Origin of the sequence: Mesorhizobium montanum (assembly GCF_033977145.1) — a bacterium.
Taxonomy (GTDB): Bacteria; Pseudomonadota; Alphaproteobacteria; order Rhizobiales; family Rhizobiaceae; genus Mesorhizobium; species Mesorhizobium montanum.
On sequence record NZ_JAVIJF010000038.1, the window covers coordinates 14,198 to 29,346 of the forward strand.

The 15,149-nt window shown below is 59.9% G+C and carries 12 protein-coding genes and 1 pseudogene; 7 read left to right on the forward strand and 6 right to left on the reverse strand.

The window, feature by feature from the left end; translation table 11 throughout:
- Window positions 1-41 precede the first annotated feature (41 nt).
- The 5 genes and pseudogenes from RFM68_RS32395 to RFM68_RS32415 form a co-directional block, all read right to left on the reverse strand.
- The gene (locus RFM68_RS32395) at window positions 42-2,246 is read right to left on the reverse strand and encodes a N,N-dimethylformamidase beta subunit family domain-containing protein (protein WP_320237008.1); all 2,205 of its coding nucleotides are present in this window, start codon (window positions 2,244-2,246) and stop codon (window positions 42-44) included.
- A gap of 60 nt (window positions 2,247-2,306) precedes the next feature.
- Complete coding sequence (locus tag RFM68_RS32400; protein WP_320237009.1) at window positions 2,307-2,612, reverse strand: N,N-dimethylformamidase alpha subunit family protein; 306 nt, start codon at window positions 2,610-2,612, stop codon at window positions 2,307-2,309.
- Window positions 2,613-2,697: 85 nt separating this feature from the next.
- On the reverse strand, window positions 2,698-4,098 hold the full coding sequence (locus RFM68_RS32405; protein WP_320237010.1) for an aminotransferase: 1,401 nt from the start codon (window positions 4,096-4,098) through the stop codon (window positions 2,698-2,700).
- Between the two features lie 662 nt (window positions 4,099-4,760).
- A pseudogene (locus tag RFM68_RS33765) lies at window positions 4,761-5,250 on the reverse strand (hypothetical protein); the annotation flags it as partial.
- Window positions 5,251-5,257: 7 nt separating this feature from the next.
- Window positions 5,258-6,076 carry an IclR family transcriptional regulator gene (locus RFM68_RS32415; RefSeq protein ID WP_320237011.1) on the reverse strand — a complete coding sequence of 273 codons (819 nt, stop codon included), beginning with the start codon at window positions 6,074-6,076 and terminating at the stop codon, window positions 5,258-5,260.
- A 306-nt stretch (window positions 6,077-6,382) separates the two neighbouring features.
- Here RFM68_RS32415 and RFM68_RS32420 point away from each other — a divergent pair, with 306 nt between their 5' ends.
- Together RFM68_RS32420 and RFM68_RS33770 are read left to right on the forward strand one after the other, a co-directional pair.
- Window positions 6,383-7,636, forward strand: coding sequence for a CaiB/BaiF CoA transferase family protein (locus tag RFM68_RS32420; protein WP_320237012.1), 1,254 nt, complete (start codon window positions 6,383-6,385; stop codon window positions 7,634-7,636).
- A gap of 150 nt (window positions 7,637-7,786) precedes the next feature.
- On the forward strand, window positions 7,787-8,047 hold the full coding sequence (locus tag RFM68_RS33770) for an aldehyde dehydrogenase family protein (RefSeq protein ID WP_430695001.1): 261 nt from the start codon (window positions 7,787-7,789) through the stop codon (window positions 8,045-8,047).
- A 45-nt stretch (window positions 8,048-8,092) separates the two neighbouring features.
- Here RFM68_RS33770 and RFM68_RS32430 read toward each other — a convergent pair whose 3' ends face one another.
- Window positions 8,093-8,362, reverse strand: coding sequence for a hypothetical protein (locus RFM68_RS32430; RefSeq protein ID WP_320237013.1), 270 nt, complete (start codon window positions 8,360-8,362; stop codon window positions 8,093-8,095).
- 732 nt (window positions 8,363-9,094) lie between these two features.
- On the opposite strand from RFM68_RS32430, the gene RFM68_RS32435 reads away from it, so the two are divergent.
- From RFM68_RS32435 to RFM68_RS32455, 5 genes are all read left to right on the forward strand, one after another.
- Window positions 9,095-9,736, forward strand: a complete 642-nt coding sequence (locus tag RFM68_RS32435; protein ID WP_320237014.1) for a dimethylsulfonioproprionate lyase family protein — start codon at window positions 9,095-9,097, stop codon at window positions 9,734-9,736.
- A 166-nt stretch (window positions 9,737-9,902) separates the two neighbouring features.
- The gene (locus tag RFM68_RS32440) at window positions 9,903-11,489 is read left to right on the forward strand and encodes an ABC transporter substrate-binding protein (RefSeq protein WP_320237015.1); all 1,587 of its coding nucleotides are present in this window, start codon (window positions 9,903-9,905) and stop codon (window positions 11,487-11,489) included.
- A 14-nt stretch (window positions 11,490-11,503) separates the two neighbouring features.
- On the forward strand, window positions 11,504-12,463 hold the full coding sequence (locus tag RFM68_RS32445) for an ABC transporter permease (protein ID WP_320237020.1): 960 nt from the start codon (window positions 11,504-11,506) through the stop codon (window positions 12,461-12,463).
- A gap of 12 nt (window positions 12,464-12,475) precedes the next feature.
- Window positions 12,476-13,300 carry an ABC transporter permease gene (locus RFM68_RS32450; protein ID WP_320237016.1) on the forward strand — a complete coding sequence of 275 codons (825 nt, stop codon included), beginning with the start codon at window positions 12,476-12,478 and terminating at the stop codon, window positions 13,298-13,300.
- Window positions 13,300-14,955, forward strand: coding sequence for an ABC transporter ATP-binding protein (locus RFM68_RS32455; protein ID WP_320237017.1), 1,656 nt, complete (start codon window positions 13,300-13,302; stop codon window positions 14,953-14,955). The genes RFM68_RS32450 and RFM68_RS32455 overlap by 1 nt, the downstream gene beginning before the upstream one ends.
- The last annotated feature ends 194 nt before the right edge of the window (window positions 14,956-15,149 follow it).

Sequence of the window (15,149 nt, forward strand, 5' to 3'; positions counted from 1 at the left end):
CGTTGACGTACGGAGCCGGCGATCGCTGTAATCGCCGCAGACTATAAGGGCACCGGATTGCTGAACCGCCGCACCACATTTTCCGTGATGGTGCTGACATTGTTTTCATAGTTGTTGTGGGACAAACTCCCCGCCCAGGAGATTGAGCTGGTTGAGAACACCGCCCCGCCGTTCGGCGTCTCGAAGTAAGTCATGTCACATCGGATTTGGGGACAAGAGTCGCCATTGATGGAGGAATGGGTATGGCCCATCTCCTCCTTGACCCAATGGTAGCTCGGCGAAAATTCCGAGGCGACGGCCAGGACCAAGGTGTGTGGAGCAGTCCCAAGCAAAGGGTCCGCGCGGTCGATCTCCCACCCCGCCGCGCCGCCGCCGAGGAGACCGAAATCGCCGATCCTTTCATTCTCTCCAATGCCTTGGAAGATGAATTCGGCGCGAGGATGGAAACTGTCCGGCGTTCTCTCGTAGTAGGTTGCCATGTTGAAGCCCTGGGCGGTGAAGCCTGTACCCACAAGCATCTGCGGTGGACGGCCGCTGCGCTGCCACAGTCCCGACAACTCGCCGGTGAAGCTCATATGGTATTCGCCGGGCTCAGAGATCCATGCGCGCATTCCGTCTTCGGCGCGGCGATGCTCAAGAACGCCGGGCAACGACGCGCGATAGGCCACGCGCCAGTAGAAGCCGTTCGCGCCGAGATAGATGAGCCTGCCTCCCTGCTGGGTGAACTGGCGCACCGCGTCCAACATTTCAAGCGTATAGTATTCGGGGTGCGACCCGGTCATCACGCACTTATATTTTTGTAGAAGGTCGATTCCTTCGTGATGCAGATCCTCGTCGGTAATGACGTCGTATGGAATCCGCTTCGCCTCAAGCCAGTCCGTGATGTGCGTGTCGGCGCTAAGCTGCCAAAGCACCCCTCCCGGCCTCATATTGAGGACAGGGCGCAGCCGGGACGAATAACACACCCCGCTTCCATCCGAATGCGTGTCGTAAACGGAAAGTCCCAGCTCCGGATTTTCGGTGAGATACCTGTCCACCAGATTGAGCACGGTGAAATTTCCGGTCGATAACTCCCACCGCGCCGCGGCCTGGCTGTTCGAATAGGCAAGATAGCTGGCCGTGGGGATCAACAGCGCAAGGGCCGATGTGGCGCGGTCGCGCGGCGGACGAACGTAAAACGGGATCCTGTCGGTGAGGATAAGGTCGTGCGCCTTCTGCACGATTTCGGCGAAATAGACTCCGCTCTTTAGACCTTCCGGAACCTTGAGCGTGAAATCGGTGTCCCAGGCGCAATCATAGAGATCGTCGTCATGGAAATGAATCGCACCATAGTGCCCGGGTTTGTGCTGCCAATTGCCCTCGCTGCCATCCCAGCTCCAGCCCTTCATTGCCCGGGTGGGCAGATTGATGAGCTCGCCGTGCCGATCGTTGCCAGAAACATCGACCACGCACGTGGTAGTCATCTCGCGTGAGAAATCCCACGCTGCAATGAGCGGCTGCCCGGTCTTCGCCTGAGGCTCGAGCTCGGCCAGCGCGTTCAGGCCGAGCGCGCCGGCGAAGACGCGCGGGCTATCGATCTTGCCGTTGAAATGAGCGACGACACGATCGCCCTCTTTCCATCCGGCTATCAAGAAAGGTCGGGCGGCGGCGTTGGCCGCAGCCACCTCGCCGAGGCTGCCGGCGGCGCTGTCGATCGCGTCCGACAGGGCATAATCCAGCAGCCGCCGCTGGCGAAGCATCACAGCTCCCGTGCTGGCATCGAAGCTCGCTGTCACGTGATACCAATGGCGGGCTAGCATCGGCCGGGCAATTCGGATCGATGGCTTGGGCCCGGCCCGGAAGGACAGCAGCCCGTTTTCGTCCAAATAAAGGGCGTATCCCTCCTGAGCCGAGGCGTCGAAGTTCCCCAGGATGACCTGGGCGTTCCCATTGCCTGGAAGTGTTGGCCACACCATCGCGTCCAGCGTCAGGGCCGGGGCCTGGAACGCGGCTGGATCGTTGACGATCGCGTATGAGCCGCAATGGATAGGCTGATGACGCGCTTCGTAGGATCCGTCGACATTCGTCTCGATGGGGTCGGCCTTGAAGCCCGGCCCATCTGGCCCATCGTCACCGCAGATGAGGCGCAGGATACGCGCCTGAAATTTCCCGCGCTCGGGAGAGCTGATGAAGAAGTTGATGTCCTCACCAGGCGCGACGCTTTCCTTATCTGTGTAGCCCAGGATACGAAGGGGAAGTTTGCTCATGGCGATAACTCGTGATGTGAAGACTGGGAGAAGATTGGGATGAGAGCGCTGCGGCTTGGCTTACTCGACGGGGCATTCGGCGCCGGTGAGCGCGCGCCAGCGGACGCGAAAGCAGGCCCACAAGGCTGCTTCGAGCGTGTCGAAGATCTCGCCTTCGAGCTCAAGTTCATCGCCGAGGCAGGCCCCATGCCGGCCGAGAGACCACGCCTTGCCAGGCTCCAGACAAACGACGACCGTATGCCCGCGTGCATCCGCTACCATTAGCCGCCGGAGAAGCACCTGCACATCCGGACGGGGAAACACGTTCAGGGGGTCCGACTTGTACTCCTGGGCCAGATGAGCCAGCCCCTTGTCTACTCTCAACATTGCTTTCTCCGGCTGCCGTTGTTCAATCTGGAGAGGCGGAAACACCGCCCCCTCGACTTCCGCTCCGATCGGTTGGAGCGGCCGCCTATTTATTCCAAAGACCTTCTCGCACTAGATCGTCCACTGCGGCGTTGATCGCCTGCTCCATGATCTCGACGATAGTGTCGATCTGCTCGCGCGTGACGATGAGCGGCGGGGAGAGCACGGCTAGATGTCCCATCGGACGGACCATGAGGCCACGGGCGCGCGCATGGACGCCGATCCGGTTGCCGATGTCGAATGAGGCCGGCACTGGCTCCTTGGTCTTCTTATCGGCAACGCACTCGACGCAGGCGACGAGATGGCTGCCGCGGACAATTCCTACAATGGGCAGCTCTTCCAGCTTCGAGAGGCTCTCGATGAAGTAGTTCCCGAGGTCGCGAACATGACCCAGAATGTTCTCACTCTCAATGATGTCCAGGTTCTTGAGGCCGGCCGCGCATGCAACCGGATGACCGGAATAGGTGAAGCCGTTAGCGAATTGTTTGCCCCTGGCTGCCTCACCCGAGACCTCGCCGTAGAGACGCTCCGAGATGAATACCGCGCCGAGCGGGATGTATCCGGATGTAAGACCCTTGGCCGATGTGATTATGTCCGGCACGATCTCGAACACCGGCTCGGACGCGAAAATCTCGCCTAGGCGACCAAATCCGGTGACGACCTCGTCGCTTATGTAGAGAACGTGGTATTTGGAGCAAACGTCGCGTGTACGCTTTTGGTAGCCTGCAGGGGGGACAATGACGCCTCCCGATGCCAGCAGGGGCTCGGCGATGAAGCACCCGACATTTTCGGGGCCGAGCTCCAGAATCTTGTTCTCGAGGTCGGCAACTTTCAGGTCACAGAACTCTTCCTCCGTCATGCCTTCCGGACGCCGATAGGGATCCGGAACCGGCAGGTGATGGACGGTGTCGGTCACGAAATCGAGATTACCTCGATCGCCAGGCTTCCCAGAGACTGATGCTGAAAGATAGGTCGACCCGTGATAGGCGTAATTCCGGGTGATAATGTGCTTCTTGTTAGGACGCCCGGTGGAATTGAAATAAAACTGCACGAAGCGCAACGCTGAGTCGACCGCAGTCGAACCACCCGTCGTAAACAGCACGCGCTTGAGGTCGCCCGGCGTGTAGCCGGCGAGCCGCGTCCCAAATTCGATGGATTTCGGCGTCGCCGTGATGCCGAAGTTGGAGCAGTATGGGAGCTTCCTGACCTGATCCGCGATAGCCTGCACCATCTCCTCGCGGCCGTAGCCGATGTTCACGCACCACAGGCCGCCGATGCCGTCAAGCATCCGGTGGCCGTCGCTGTTGTAGACGTAAACGCCTTCAGCCTCGGCGATAATCATTGGATTGCGTGACGCCGGCTCGCCGAGATCGCCCCAAGGATGCAGGATATGCGTTTGGTCCTCTTGAACCAACCGATCGGTATCGTAGGCGAAGTTGCTTCTCATAAATCCTCCTCGTTCCAATCCTGGCAGGCTAACAACTGCTGGCTCTGTGCAGGCCAAGTGCCGGGATCAAGCGTGTCTTGCTGCGATGCATCGGACATTCCCAAACCGGGCATAGCCGCCCTTTTTCGGCTCCGCCGCTTGCGCGAACGATGGCAGAACGGAGCCGCCCGCACCGACTACAACAGCAAGAGCGGTGGCACGGCCGAAAAACTCACGGCGCGATATCGCGCCTTTGCGCATCCGCGCGGCCAAAATTCCATTTCCGAGAGCGATGGGTCAGACATTCCAATGTTCCCCACTATACGAACCTACGACGGCGCTTTCGGCCGACGCTGCGGTCGATAGACCGCCCGCGAGCGGAGAGAATGCGAACAGCACTTTTTTGCTTTTAGAAATCTGACCATTCCTTCTTCCCTCTTCCCTTCAGAAGGCTTGGTCCTCTAGCGAGGGAAGGGGTTGATGTCAATCCAGCAAAATTGTATTTCGCTGTGCAAAACAGAAGCTAAGCCGGTTTTGTTGCAACGGCTGATTGGAAGCGCAAAGGGGCTCGCTCCTAAACCAATTATCCGGCAAGAATTGCTAACTGCTCGGCTAGGGACGGATTCGATTGAAGGCGTATCTCGCGCTGTCACAGACGGATGCCCGCAATGTCATCGTGGTGCAAGCTTCCAGTCCATGTTGTATCCCGAGAAGAGAATCGTCGACAGGTAAAACCATCCCCAGCCGATGACCTTCAAATAGGGGAATCCGGTCTGCCAGGCAGGTGTAGCCCTTGGTGTCGGTAAAAGGTGACCGCTAGTTCCCGGGGCGACAGCTTGGGCTCGTTCAGCGCCAGCTCAACGATCTGATCGCGCGTTCCTCTGGAATGCGGTTCCAGACTCGGTTCCGCGGTCTGCGATCCCCATCCGCGATCATGCTTTTTGTGAAAATCCGAAGCTCCAGAGCCTGCTCGGCGACGCCCGCCTTGAGATCGCGCCTCCCTGCGCCACCTGCACCTCGCTGGTGGTGACACGTCCTGTGTCGCCGGCAAGCCTCTTCTTGACTGCTTCCAGGAACTCCTTCGACCAATATAATACACGCTCTCGGCGATATACCCTCGCGCCGGCACAATGCTGCCATCGACTCCTCGCCGCGCAGGCCCTCAAGCACTATGTTCTCATCAGCGCTGACGCTGGACAGGGTTCTCCAACTGTTCCCGCAACTGTCTGCTCGTCGCCAGCAACGCCTCACCTACGCCGTTCAGGCAATCCTCGCGCGAGAGGATATCGGAGATACCCCCACAGGTCAGCGATACAAGCTGCGAGCCGTCGGTGGGTCGAAAGGCAGTTCCAACCGCGTTGATATAGCTATACCAAGTTCCGAAAGAACAGACATAGCCTTGCATCTCATAGCTCTCGAGAGCTTCCTCGACAATTTTTCGGATGGCCGTCGCACTTTGCGGATCATGTGCGATCAATCTTCTTACCAAATCGTCACGCGCTTCCGGGAGCATCTCCGCCATGTATGCCAATCCCATAGCCGTGCGCCAAATGGGTAGGCGCGAACCCACATTCAATTGAAGTGTCACCGGTCCTAATGCTCGACAATTTGCGAGGTAGATCATCTCAAGCCCACTGCGTGTGCCAAGAGCCGCTGCCACCCCGGTTTTGTCCGCCAATGTTTGCAACAACGGCTGGACCATTCGGACAACCGGACTTGAGCTCAGCGCCGAGTAGCCAAGTGAGATCGTCGAAGGGCCAACGCTGTATCGTCCCATCGATTCGTTGTACACAAGATAGCCTGAGCTAACGAGAGCGTAGGTCAGTCGCGAAATCGTTGCCTTCGGAAGGCCTGTACGCTCTATGAGGTCCTGGTTGCCAAGCGTTGAATCGGTCGCTCTGAAGGCGCGCAAAACCTCAAGGCCTCGCAAGAGCGAACTTGCCCCGATGCCCTCCTCGACGACCTCGGGATCTGCCACAGGTCTCGACCGCTTCCTCATGATCGTCTCCACGAACTCGCGTGATTCTACCTGTTATCCAATCAAATGCAAATTGGAATATAATTCCACTCGGTTGACGAACCGATGAGTGAATGGCATTAGTACAGATAGAACCCGGCGATCCCTATCGTAGTGGACTTCAAAAGAGCCGCAAGCATTTGCTGGCTAGGTAGGACCGACTGGGCGTGCCGCAATTACAATTGGATAACCAGGGTGTCGCGGCGTGCCGTGTGGTTGGCGAAGTTGGTGATGAATTCGGCTGATGGTCAATGATGGCGGTTCACGCTGGCCGCCAAGGAGTAACTGATGAATGGCACAAAACTACCATTGGACGGCATCAAAGTTCTTGACCTCACAAGGGTACTGGCCGGACCATGGTTGACAATGTCGCTCGGCGATCTGGGGGCCGAAGTCTGGAAGATTGAAAATCTCGTTACAGGCGATGATACTCGCGCTTGGTCAGTCCCGAACTATAACGGCATCAGCACATATTATCTCTGCGCCAATCGAGGCAAGCAGAGCCTCGCTGTCGATCTGAAGTCACCGGAAGGTCGCGAAATCGTCTTGCAGTTGGCTGCCAAGGCCGATGTTGTGGTGGAAAATTTCCGCGCAGGAACGATGACGCGATTGGGGATCGGCTATGAGACACTTCAGGCGATAAATCCGGCGCTCATTTTCTGCTCGATCTCAGGCTACGGCCAAACCGGACCGGAAAGCGACCGGGCAGGTTACGACTTCATCATGCAGGCGGAAAGCGGACTGATGTCTATCACGGGCATGGCCGACGGTCCGCCCAATCGGCTAGGCGTGGCCTTTACCGATGTTGTCGCAGGCATGGTCGCGACGCAGTCGGTCCTAGCCGCGCTATATCAGCGCCACGAAACGGGCAAGGGGCAGTTCATCGATGTCGCCTTGATTGAGACTACATTAAATATGTTGATCAACGTTGGAACGGGTTACCTGAACGCTGGGGTGGAAGGCGTCCGCTATGGAAATGCCCATCCGAGCGTTGTTCCATACCAGTTATTCGAATGTTCCGATGGCGCTTTTGCGCTCGCGGTGGGCAACGACAGAATGTTCAAGGATTTTTGTAACCAGGTTATTGGCCGTCCGGACCTCGCCAACGATCCGCGTTTCATGACCGCGCACCACCGTGCCTTGAACAGGGATGAACTTCTCCCTGCTATCAGAGAGATACTCCGCACGAAGTCGGCCGCTAAATGGCTTGCTGCCTGTCGCCGCGCCTCAGTGCCGGCAGGCCCTGTCCACACTGTTTCCGAGGCATTGGCCTCTCCTACCGTCATCGAAAGGGGAATCATACAATCCCTGCAACATGGTGAGCTCGGAACAATCAGACTAATTCGTCCGGCACACGGCCTTGCTGCACAAAAGGACCGTCAGCAGAAAGCCCCTCCCCTCCTAGGAGAAGATACCCGCGCCGTCCTAAGATCTGTTCTCGGCTATGACGACAGCCGCATAGATCGGCTGGCGGAAGCGGGCGTTGTCCATTGTCACCGAAGGCACGTACGACTTCCCGGTACGGACGAAGCAGCGCAATGACTAAGCGATTGACGAGTTTGTGACCGACATCGCTTTCGGCTGTGGCGCGGCGCGCGCGCTGGATCGCGGTTATCCATCCATCGAGCGATCTGGACATTGGCCGCATCGCCAATGCGTCTCAGAACGACCTAGCGATCCAGTGGCGGCAAACTGGCGGGAGTCTTCGCCGAGCGTTTTGCGGCCGCTGCGAAGTTGATGAAAGTTGGAAACGGCCTGGACCCAGTGACCGAGATGGGTTCGTTAATCAACGAAAAGCGCGTCGTTACGGTCGACGGGCTTGTAGCCGATGCCGCCTATGGCTACAGGCCGGGAAAATCGGCCCTGGATGCCGTAGGTGTGACGCGGCAGCTGTGCTGGAAGTGTGACCGGGTTCTGGAATTCGACATCAAAGGGCTGTTGGAACCATCATAATACCCCTGGTTCATGAGGCCTGTTCGAAGAGGGTGGGAATGTTGTCTATGGTCTTGATCCATAGACCTTTTCTCTGTCCACGGATGACATGAACGGTTCCAGATCGCCGCGCTTCACTCGCTGCAACAGACCTTGGCGCGACAGGCCGACGGTCTCCATGGCGTCGCGGATGGGTTCAAAGCCGTCGCCAGGCGTGGCGAGGAAGCAGGCCTTGAGGTCCGTGGTCAGGCGAATGCGCCATGGCGCGCCAGGCGTGATCTGTTCGCCCGGGATGAGGCCGTCGTTGATGTGGCGGTGGAGGCTCGAGGGCGCCACGCCGAGCGCGATGGCAGCCTGACGGAGGTGACAATGTCGCCGTCGGCGGCCGGTGACTTGGCCTTGCAGATGGGGATCTTCCAGTAGCGGCGCAGATTGCCGACGCGGTTGGCGTCGAATCGGTGGCCATAGACCGTTCGACGACCCTGGCGGTTGAGAATGCCGGCGATGACGGCGTCGGGCGAGCCGGCGCAGCGCGTTTGCCCGCGCCTATGTGGGTCCGGCTGCCGTCCGGCAATTCCAGCAGCAGCACTGGTTCGCCGCGGCGCTTGATCCGGCCAAATACAGCCAGGCTCCGCCATTCAAAGGCATGGCCCTCGCGTGTGATCGTCACCGAGGGCGGAAGGTCCTGGTGACGGGCAGTCTGGCGATGTTTCCTTTGACAACCTTCCGCACGATCTCCTTTTGAAGGCGGTCAGGAAACACGTCGCATGGAAGTGGGCTCTGCTCTACATCGAAAGATGGCTGGCAGCGCCCCAAGCGGGGGGCAAAGCTGGTGGTCGGTGGCCGACCATTGGTCCAAGGGTACTTTTACGAACCTACGATCTTATCCGAACAGCCGGTCAGTGGCCCAGATCATGAACGAGGAACCATTCTGGGCTACAACTCAAAGCCGTGTCCTCACGCTCGTCGGAAAACCGCGCTAAGACACTTTAGCCGTTGCAAAGCACCAAAAACGAATTTAAATTCCGAAAATACCGTTGACTGCCCTTTCAGCAGGAGTGCCGCTACATGAGCGCCCAATACGACTTGCGCCCGCTCGCTCGCGCAATGCAAGAGGTTCTAGCCAAGGACATGATGACTGGCGCGGCGCCGACATCGATGTTGCAGGCTGCCATCGACGCGCTCAGCGTGCAGCAATTCGGACGAAGTTTTGCAAGCGGACATTCGCTGCCTGTTTGCCGCTATTTCGAAGATGGCTTTGATGCGTCGGAAAACGATGTGGTAGGCGCACTGTGCGGATCGTGGGCGGCAATGGACTGGATGCAGAATCCGAACTACCGCGACCGTCCCGAGATGCAGGACTATCGCGCAGATTCGGGCTTTTGCGAAATTTGCGGACCACGTGGTCTGATTGGTAACAGCGCCACTTCGGTGGGATTCCTCGTGATGGGCCCCGGCCTATTCTACCCGTCTCACAGCCACCCGGCCGCCGAGGCCTATTTCGTGATCTCCGGCGCTGCGCAATGGTGGCGAGCCGGTCACGATTGGCAAATCAACGAGCCCGGTTCGAGAATATACCACTCTCCGCACCAGGAACACGCAATGCGCACACTCGATGCGCCGCTATTGGCATTGTACGTGTGGTCCGGAGACTTGGTTACGCTGCCGGTCGTCTCTGGCCAGCCAGCCACTACGACGTATTGCGAATGATGTGAACCGACGTACAAGATTGACCCTTGGCCGAGGGAAAGGCGGAGGTGATTGATCGGCGCAATCTTAGATCGAGATAGGAGAGGACAACAATCAGTGTTTGACCGTATCGCTGCTTTTTGTCCGCCGTTAGCCCGAGGGAAATACATAGAAGGAGGAGCATCTAGTGTCACAGGAACTCGATTATCTCAGCCGCCGCGTCGCTGCGGGCCGGCTGAGCCGACGTGAATTTCTCGGTCGTGCGATGGCGCTTGGCGTCTCGGTGACGTTCGCAAATTCGCTCCTAGTCAGCGCTGCGCGCGCCCAGGGGCCGGTCCGCGGTGGTATCCTCAAGGGCGGTCTCAAAGGCGGTGCTGCGACCGACAGCCTCGATCCGGCGATCACCGCGAACACGATACTGGGAAATTTCGGCTATTGCTGGGGCGAGTATCTGGTGGCGCTGGCGCCCGACCTCGGACTCGAGAATCGTCTCGCTGAGGAAATCGGCTCGTCCAAGGACGCCAAGGTCTGGACCATGAAAATCCGCAAGGGGGTCGAGTTCCACAACGGCAAGACCGTGACCGCGCAAGACGTGGTGGCAACGCTCGAGCGTCATTCCGATGCCAATTCAAAATCCGGCGCGTTGGGCTTGCTAACGAACATCGAAACCATCAAGGCGAATGGCGGCGAGGTTGTCGTGACGCTGAGGGATGGAAATGCTGACTTTCCTTATCTGATGACCGATTTCCATCTCGTCATTCAGCCGAACGGGGGCAAGGAAAATCCGGCTTCCGGAATCAGCGCCGGCCCCTACAAGGTCAGCGCGTTCGAGCCTGGCGTCCGCTGCGGCGGCGAGCGTTTCGCCAATTTCTGGCAGCCTGACAAGATGGGTTTCGCCGACCAGGTAGAGATCTTATCCATCAACGACGACACGGCCCGGGTCGCCGCGCTGCAGGCCGGCCAAGTGCACATTGTCGGCAAAGTTCAGCCCAAAGTCGTCGATCTCATCAAGCGGTCGCCCAATCTGAAGGTCGAGGTCGCGTCGGGTCCCAGTTACTATTGTTTCAATATGTTGTGCGACACCCCCCCCTTCGACAACGACGATCTGAGGATGGCGCTGAAGCTCGCTATTGACCGGAAGGAGATGGTCGACAAGATTCTCAGGGGCTACGGCTCGATCGGCAATGACTTCCCGATTAATGCCTCGTATCGGCTATTTCCTGAGGATATTGAGCAGCGCACTTTCGATCCTGACAAGGCAGCGTTCCACTACAAGAAATCTGGCCACAGCGGCCCCATTCAGTTTCAGGTCGGTGAGGCCGCCTTCGCGGGCGCCGTCGACGCCTCCCAGCTCTTCCAGCAGAGCTGTGCCAAGGCCGGCATCACACTAGAGGTCAAGCGCCAGCCGGATGACGGTTACTGGTCGGAAGTCTGGGGGAAGCAGCCCTTCTGCACCTCTTACTGGAACGGGCGCGCGACGCAGGACCAGATGTACTCGACCGCCTATCTATCGACGGCGGCCTGGAACGACACGCACTTCCACAATGAAAAGTTCGACAAGCTCGTCATTGAGGCGCGCACCGAGCTCGACGAGGATAAGCGCAAAAATCTCTATCGCGAGATGGCTATCATCGTTCGCGACGACGGCGGCTTGATCGTGCCGATGTTCGGCCAAGAGATCGACGCCATTTCCGACATGGTCGGCGGCTATGTTGGCAGGCGCAATGGTCTGATGAACTATCGCGCGCTAGCCGAATGCTGGCTGAAGGCCTGACGCTAGCCAGCCCATTGATGTCACCCATCGTGAAACTGGTGGCCCAGCGCATTGCGCTGGGCATCCTCCTTCTGTTGGCCGTTTCGGTCCTGATCTTCGCCGGCACGCAGATTCTGCCCGGCGACGTCGCGCAAGCCATCCTCGGACAATCGGCGACGCCGGAGTCGCTCGCCAATCTGCGCGAGCAGCTCGGGCTCAACCAGCCTGCCTATATCCGCTACTTCCACTGGCTGGGCGGCGTGCTGACCGGCGATCTCGGCACCGCCATGTCGAGCGGGCAGGACATAGCGACGTCGATCAAGGGACGGCTGTGGAACACGCTGTTCCTGGCCTTCTGGGCGGCGATCGTGGCCATTCCGCTGGCGATCACGCTGGGTCTGATCGCGGTGCGCTACCGCAATGGCTGGGTCGACAAGCTGATCTCCGGCGTGGCGCTAGCCTCGACCTCCTTCCCGGAGTTCTTCATCGGCTATCTGCTGGTCTTCTACTTTGCGGTCCAGCATCAATGGTTCCCCGCCATCTCGACCGTCTATGACGGAATGTCTTTGGGCGAACGCCTGCAGGCGATCGTGCTGCCGGCGGCGGCGCTGACGCTGGTGGTGCTCGCCCATATGATGCGCATGACGCGCGCGGCGATCCTCAACGTCATGCAGTCGGCCTATGTCGAGACGGCGGAGCTCAAAGGCCTTTCCGCCTTCGCGGTCATCCGCAAGCACGCTTTCCCGAACGCCATCGCGCCGATCATCAACGTCGTGATGCTGAACCTTGCCTATCTGGTGGTCGGCGTCGTCGTGGTCGAGGTGATCTTCGTCTATCCGGGCATGGGGCAGTATCTTGTCGACCATGTCACCAAGCGCGACGTGCCCGTGGTGCAAGCGGTCGGCCTGATCTTCGCGGCCGTCTACATCAGCCTCAACATCATCGCGGACATCGCGGCGATCGTCGCCAATCCGCGTCTGCGGCATCCGAAATAGGGGGCGGCGGATATGCTCGATATCAGACGCATCCCCATCCCCGCGCTGGTCGGCATCGTGCTGACGACCCTGTTTGTGCTGATGGCCGTGTTCGCGCCGTGGATTTCGCCGCACGACAACGCCGAGATCGTCGGCGACGTCTGGGAGCCGATGTCGGCTGCGCATTGGCTGGGCACCGACAATCTCGGCCGAGATCTCTTGTCCCGCATGATCTACGGCGCCCGCATCACGCTGTTCATCGCGGTGCTGGCGACGGCGCTGTCCTTTTCGCTCGGCGCCATTCTGGGCTTCTCCGCGGCGGTGTTTGGCGGCTGGTTCGACACGCTGCTCTCGCGCCTCGTCGACCTCTTGATGTCGATCCCGACGCTGATCATGGCTCTGGTCGTTTTGTCGGTGCTGCCGTCCAACCTGGTGACGCTGATCCTGGTGATGGGCATCCTCGATTCGACGCGCGTCTACCGCCTGTCGCGCGCGGTCGCCGTCGACATCAACGTCATGGACTATGTCGAGGCCGCGAAGCTGCGCGGCGAAGGCAGCGGCTGGATAATCTTCCGCGAGATCCTGCCCAACGCGCTGTCGCCGCTGGTCTCGGAGCTCGGGCTGCGCTTCATCTATGCCGTGCTCTTCCTGTCGACGCTGTCCTTCCTCGGCCTCGGCGTGCAGCCGCCGGACGCCGACTGGGGCGGCATGGTGAAGGAGAACAAGGACGGGATCGTGTTCGGCATTCCGGCGGCGCTGATCCCGGCCGCGGCGATCGCGGCATTGGCGATCTCGGTCAATCTCGTCGCCGACTGGGTGCTCAACCGCACGACGAGCTTGAAGGGAGGACGCGGCTGATGACTGACGGCAAGGCAAAGTCCACCCCTCTCCTCGATATCCGTAACCTGCGCATCGAAGCGACGGTCTATCCACCGGGCGAAGCGCCGAGGACGATCACGCTCGTCCACGACGTCTCGCTGACGCTGGAAAAGGGCAAGGTGCTCGGCCTGATCGGCGAATCCGGCGCCGGCAAGTCGACGATCGGCCTGTCTTCGATGGGCTATGGCCGCGGCGGCGTGAGGATTACCGGCGGCGAGGTCATCCTCAACGGCCGCGACATCCTGAAAGGCGGCAAGCAGGGCTTCCGCAGGCTGCGCGGCCGCGAGGTCTGCTACGTCGCGCAGTCGGCCGCTGCCGCCTTCAATCCGGCGCACCGGCTCATGGACCAGGTGGTGGAGGCGGCCCTGCTGCACGGCACGGCGACTAGGGCCGAAGCCGAGAAACGGGCCGTGGCGCTGTTCAAGAAGCTCAGCCTGCCCAACCCCGAAACGATCGGCGAGCGTTTCCCGCACCAGGTCTCCGGCGGCCAGTTGCAGCGTGTGATGACGGCGATGGCGCTGTGCTCGGAGCCGGACCTGATCGTCTTCGACGAGCCGACCACGGCACTCGACGTGACGACCCAGATCGACGTGCTGTCGGCGATCAAGGATGCCATCCGCGACACGCATGTGGCGGCTTTGTACATCACCCACGATCTGGCCGTCGTGGCACAGGTGTCCGACGAGATCATGGTGCTGCGCCACGGCCGGCTGGTCGAGTGGGGCGGCACCCGTCAGATCATCAAGGAGCCGCGCCAGGAATACACCAATGCGCTGGTTTCGGTGCACGAGATCGAGCATCGCGAACAGCAGCCGGGCACCACACCGATGCTGTCGGTGAAGAACGTGACGGCCGCCTATGGCGGCGGCCACATCAAGGTGCTGAAGAACGTCTCGGTCGACATCTATCCGGGCCAGACCCTGGCCGTGGTCGGCGAGAGCGGCTCCGGCAAGTCGACCTTGGCGCGCGCGATCACCGGACTGTTGCCGCCCGAGCAGGGCAGCGTCGTGTTCGACGGCCGCACGCTTGCCAACAAGCATTCCGACCGGCCGAAGGAAGACTTGCGTCAGTTGCAGATGATCTACCAGATGGCCGACGTGGCGATGAACCCGCGCCAGACGGTGGGCACCATCATCGGCCGGCCACTGGAGTTCTATTTCGGCATGAAGGGCCGCGAGCGCGACAAGCGCGTCGCCGAGCTGCTCGACGAGATCGAGATGGGCAAGGGTTTCGTCGACCGCTATCCGGCGGAGCTGTCCGGCGGCCAGAAGCAGCGCGTCTGCATCGCCCGGTCGCTCGCCGCGAAGCCGAAGCTGATCATCTGCGACGAGGTGACCTCGGCGCTCGACCCGTTGGTCGCCCACGGCATCCTGAAACTTTTGCTCAATCTGCAGCAGCACGAAAAGGTCGCGTATCTATTCATCACGCATGACCTCGCGACGGTGAAGTCGATCGCCGACTCCATCGCGGTCATGTATCGCGGCGAGGTGGTGCGCTACGGCCCCAAGAGCAGGGTGCTGACGCCGCCCTTCGACGCTTACACGGACCTGCTGCTGTCCTCAGTTCCGGAGATGGAGGTCGGCTGGCTGGAGAAGGCCATCAAGGGACGGCGCATGGAAAGCGCGGGGAACTGATGGCGCTTCTGAAACCAGTCTCAATCATCGTCCGGCGTCAGCGCCAACGAGACAGAATTGGCTTAATCTGAAGTTTTTGCTTGGCACGACTTGAAAGGCGAGTCGTTGCAGTGACTTGAGTCGATTTGGGCGTCCGATCCGTGTCCATGTGAGGGATTTCCAAATCAGTCGAGATGTGATTCGATTCGTGCATG

Bases quoted from the DNA above. Each gene is read 5' to 3' on its own strand.
- RFM68_RS32395 (WP_320237008.1), bottom strand. From the start codon at position 2,246: ATGAGCAAACTTCCCCTTCGTATCCTGGGCTACACAGATAAGGAAAGC.
- RFM68_RS32400 (WP_320237009.1), bottom strand. From the start codon at position 2,612: ATGTTGAGAGTAGACAAGGGGCTGGCTCATCTGGCCCAGGAGTACAAG.
- RFM68_RS32405 (WP_320237010.1), bottom strand. From the start codon at position 4,098: ATGAGAAGCAACTTCGCCTACGATACCGATCGGTTGGTTCAAGAGGAC.
- RFM68_RS32415 (WP_320237011.1), bottom strand. From the start codon at position 6,076: ATGAGGAAGCGGTCGAGACCTGTGGCAGATCCCGAGGTCGTCGAGGAG.
- RFM68_RS32420 (WP_320237012.1), top strand. From the start codon at position 6,383: ATGAATGGCACAAAACTACCATTGGACGGCATCAAAGTTCTTGACCTC.
- RFM68_RS32435 (WP_320237014.1), top strand. From the start codon at position 9,095: ATGAGCGCCCAATACGACTTGCGCCCGCTCGCTCGCGCAATGCAAGAG.
- RFM68_RS32450 (WP_320237016.1), top strand. From the start codon at position 12,476: ATGCTCGATATCAGACGCATCCCCATCCCCGCGCTGGTCGGCATCGTG.
- RFM68_RS32455 (WP_320237017.1), top strand. From the start codon at position 13,300: ATGACTGACGGCAAGGCAAAGTCCACCCCTCTCCTCGATATCCGTAAC.